We start from the raw sequence: 4,190 nt of genomic DNA, 5'->3' as shown, positions 1-4,190 counted from the left end.
AGCTCCACCAGAGCGGTCTTATTCGAACCATGACCCGAAAGGATCATGGCGAGTCGGCCCGCTCCAGTCGAATCGTCGCCAGCCTCGTCCGCAAGGACGGGGCTGGCTTCGTCTCGGGCCCATGTCCACGTCGGGGTCGGGGCAGCGCGGCGCGTGTAGCGCCTGCTGGTGGGCTGTCCTGCCTCCACTAGCTCATCCAGGCCGCTGTTGAGGATGTGGGCGGTCACATGGCCGTCGTCCACGTACAACTTGTCGAAGATGACCTTGTTGAGGCCGCGCCGGAGGCTGGTGCCAGCTTTGGCGTAGAAGCCCTGGGGGTCACGCAGCAGGTCGAGGGCGTTCAGGAAGTAGCGGCGGCCGATGTCGATCTTGCCGGTGGTGTCCGCGAGCTTGGACAGGATCTCGTTGCGCTCACGGTCGATCACGGCGAGCTTCTGCTTGATCTTGTTGTGGGGCCATCCGGGGTCGCCGATCAGGTCAAGGAAGCGGTCTTCCTTGGCGCTCAGTTCCTCCAGTCGAGCTGTCAGCTGCTTGCGCAGCGTGTCCATCGTGTGCAGCTCGTAGATCAGGGCATCATCGAGCTGACGGCGGACGCGCTGCTGGAACTGCTCGTTGAGACGGATTGTGGCGTAGTGCTTGACGACCTCGCCCTCAACCTGCTCGATGGACAAGTACGGCTGGTCGCAGATGCCCTTGCTACGTCCGACGCAGAAGAAGTAGAAGTAGGTGCCGCCGTTGCCGTTGGCCTTCTGGATGGTGAACCGGCGTTCGCAGCGGGCGCACCAGATCGTGCCTTTGAGGTAGTGGTGGTGCTGGCGTTCTCTTGAGCCGCCGCCGTGCCGTAGGGCGAGGACGCGCTGCACTCGCTCGAACAGCTCAACCGTCACGATGGCCGGGTGGCGTCCTTCGTACTCCTCGTCTTTGTAGGTGACGTAGCCAAGGTAGTAGCGATCCTGAAGCATCTCGTAAAACAGGTGCATTGAGATTGGCTGCTCAGGTGCCCGCTTCGTGCCGCGCGTGCACAACCCAGCCGCAGTCACTGCCTGGTGGACCTGCTCGCCAGAGTATTGGCCGGTGCCGTACAGTTCGAAGGCTTTGAGGACGAGCGGCGCTCTCTTTTCGTCTAGCGCGACTGTCCGTATCTCTCGGCCGTCAACCTGCTCGCGGACGTTTCGATAACCGATCTTCGCGCGAGCGACCGTGCCGCCATTCTTAGCCTTCTGACCCATTTTGTAGGCGATGTCTGCGCCGCTGGCCTGTGACTGGTACTGATCTACGGCGTGAATAATGGTCTCAACCATCTGGCTTTCGGGCGTCTCGCCCATGTCGAGGACCGTGGAGACGATGCGGACATCCATTTTGCTGAGGTCGCGCTTGGTGATGGCCGCGTCGATGCTGTTTCGGAAGATGCGGTTGAAATGGTAGACGACGATATAGTCGATGTCACCTTGAGCTTTGACCCAGGCGAGCATCTCCTGAAAGACCGGCCGCTTGTCGATATTCGTAGCCGTCCGTCCTGGCTCCACGAATTCGTTGACGACTTTGGCTCCGAGTTCAGTGGCCTTGCGCTCGCCCGCGTCGCGTTGGGCGGGAATTGAGATGCCCTCGGGGTTGTAGTCGGTGTTGACCTGGCTGGGCGTGGAGACGCGGAGATAGAGCACCGCTCGCTTGGTGGTGCGCACGCCAGCGGCTGCGTCGCGGACCTGTCGATTCGTTGTGTTCATAGGCTTCTCCTCTAGGCTGCGAGCCCGAACGCGGCGGGCTGGGCCGTTACGGGTGCGTCGCGGAAGTAGCTGGCGATGGGGCGAGATATGCGCGTCTTGAAGCGCGCGTGTCGGGTACTGGGCTCGGTGAGGCCGATCTGCCGGAGGCGGACGGCCATCGCGGCCTCGGACACGTCGAACATGGCGGCGAGGGCGGCTTGGTCCTGTATCCCGTTGGCCCAGGCACGCTTGACCCAGTTGCGCGGCATGAGTAGGCAGCCTGCGAAGTAGTCGCAAATCTGCTCTGTCGCGCGGTCGCGGTCGACTTCGTTCTCGCCAAGCTCGCTGTAGATGACACTCACAAACGGGTGGTCGAGGACGTGCTTGAACTCGTGGCTCAGTGTGAAGCGGCGACGAGTCGGGCTGTCATCACGGCTGACCACGATGAGCCAGCGTCCCCGGCTCCATTGCGCGATGCCCGAGATGCCAGCAGCTTTCAGGTTGGGCTCCACCTTGACTTGAACGTGGGGCAGCTCGGTTATGAGACTGATATTAACGCTCGGCTCGTGCTGGCTGAGCAGTTCCAAAAGCTTGATTGCTTGGCGTTCGGCAACGCCGCGTGCTTCGTGCTCCTCAAGTGGTCGCGTAGGCATGAGGGAGCGAAGCTGCGAGATGATTGATTGTGGGTGTTCGTTCATAAGCAGTTCTCCTCTCCATGAACGTGTTAGTTGTCGTATTCTTCGATGATGCGGTTTAGTTGCTGTTCTGCCTCGCGTAGTGCGCCGCCGCTTAGCTTGTACTTGGCGCGCAGATACGGAGCGACGCTCGGTAGTCCTTGTGATGGGGTAACACCTATGAAGGCAAAGAGGTCGGCCGTGTCGATCTCCAAAACCTTGGCGAGCTTCTGCAATACCTCAGCCGAAGGGTGGGTTTTCTTGCCACCTTCAATCTCCGTTATGTAGCTCGCCGGTACGCCGCTTTGTCTTGCTAGCTCACGAATGGAGAGTTTGGCTGTTTCTCGCTGGCTCCGAAGATGCGAGCCGAGTGTGATTTCTTGTTCACTTTCCGTCACTTCTTTGTCCTCCCTTTCTTAATTCTCATTATATGCGATTCCGTTCGCTGTGGCGAACGTAGAATTGACAACGATCAAGGATTATCACTTTCGTATCTGGAATTGCGAAGAGTTCGCATTATTTGACTCGCCCGGTCGCTACTAACATGAAGCTGCTTACGCAACTGGTCCCGCGTGATCGGCTTCCCATGCTCGGCCCGGTGGGCGTCATCAGCCGCGCGGGCCGCCTCAATGAGGTCGTCCCCGCCGGCGTCGGCCTCGTCCTGGTGCTCCTGCAGCTCCGTACCGGGTGGCGGAGCTTCGTCCTCGTCGTCCTGGCCATGTAGGACGGCCAGGTGAGAGAGCAGTCCGAGGACGGCGGGCGGGACGGCTCCGACGAGCACGACGATCGGCCAGCTCACCGCGAGCACCTTGGCGGCGATCAGGTGCCAGGCGGCGTTGCCGACCAACGACAGCCCGATGGCCCCGATGGCGTTCCACCGGGCGAACCTTCGGGCCGCTGCTGAGCCAGTGGCCTTGGATAGCCAGACGCGGGTAGCGGTCATGGCGTAGGCGTCGATCGTGAACGGCAACAGGGGCGCCAGCGCCTCCGGCCACCCAGTAGCGACGGCCAACGAGTGCAGCCCCGAGAAGCTGCTGATGGCTGCGGCCAGAGCGGTGACGGTCATGCCGAGGATCACCCACCAGTCGCGCCTACTGGCCATCGGGCGCGTCCTCGTCGTGGAGAGTGCTGGAGATGAACGCGGCAGCGTCGGCTTGGGTCTCGACATGCAGGAGCGCGCTTGCGGGCGCTGGTAGCCGGGCTATGAGACCTTCGACCGCTTCCCGCCGCTGTTCGCTGTTCACGGCCACGAGTACGCGCGGCAGAACGCCGTCCGGCCCGAGGTGGCCAGCGCGGGCGGCATCGAGGTAGACGTGCAGCTTGCGGCGCAGGGTCGGCACGCTCTCGGTGCCTTGGTCGATCTCGATCCACCAGGCGTCCTCAACGCTGTCACTGGCCACGACGGCGTAGGCGTCCGGCTTGAGTAGTCCGAGCGTTGCGGTCTGCTGCCACGAGTCTGGCTCCGTCAGGAAGCGCAGCACCTCCAGCTCACCATGCCGCTTGGCTTCCCTCAGGCGCACGTACAGTTCGCTCCCGGCCAGGCGGTGATCCAGGAATCGGGCCGAAGGTGTCCACGGTCGCCGGGATGGTTTGTCTGTGCCCGCGAGGAGCCGTTGGCCTGCCGTATCCAGCGCGTACACCAGCCCGGCCGATCCAGCCCGCACCCCGCCGATACGCCGCTTCAGCGTTACCAGCAGCCGGAGCCGCACGAGCCGCGCCAGTACCCGGCGACGCATGACCGGCCGTGACGACGCGGCAAGATCGGTGAAGTGCAACCGCTCAACTTGTCGTTTAACTTGCTTGCCCTTCAGAT

General features: G+C 62.4%; 5 protein-coding genes. All 5 read right to left on the bottom strand.

The genetic code is table 11. From position 1 onward, the window contains the following. On the bottom strand, nucleotides 1-1,724 hold a 1,724-nt coding region (locus DD1DGNOD_RS17145), incomplete at its 3' end, for a recombinase family protein (RefSeq protein WP_131770605.1). 11 nt (nucleotides 1,725-1,735) lie between these two features. Then, nucleotides 1,736-2,401 carry an ImmA/IrrE family metallo-endopeptidase gene (locus tag DD1DGNOD_RS17140; RefSeq protein ID WP_131770604.1) on the bottom strand — a complete coding sequence of 222 codons (666 nt, stop codon included), beginning with the start codon at nucleotides 2,399-2,401 and terminating at the stop codon, nucleotides 1,736-1,738. Nucleotides 2,402-2,427: 26 nt separating this feature from the next. Then, a complete protein-coding gene (locus tag DD1DGNOD_RS17135; RefSeq protein ID WP_131770603.1) occupies nucleotides 2,428-2,775 on the bottom strand; it encodes a helix-turn-helix domain-containing protein in 348 nt (115 codons plus the stop codon). A 74-nt stretch (nucleotides 2,776-2,849) separates the two neighbouring features. Next, nucleotides 2,850-3,479 (bottom strand): DUF2637 domain-containing protein, encoded by a 630-nt coding sequence (locus DD1DGNOD_RS17130; protein ID WP_206443255.1) that lies wholly within the window; start codon nucleotides 3,477-3,479, stop codon nucleotides 2,850-2,852. Then, on the bottom strand, nucleotides 3,469-4,190 hold a 722-nt coding region (locus DD1DGNOD_RS17125), incomplete at its 5' end, for a replication-relaxation family protein (protein WP_206443254.1). The genes DD1DGNOD_RS17125 and DD1DGNOD_RS17130, both read right to left, overlap by 11 nt.

The organism is Candidatus Protofrankia californiensis (assembly GCF_900634765.1).
GTDB lineage: Bacteria > Actinomycetota > Actinomycetes > Frankiales > Frankiaceae > Protofrankia > Protofrankia californiensis.
Note: the sequence above shows the minus strand (reverse complement) of the source record. Positions and strands in the feature narration are given on the sequence as shown.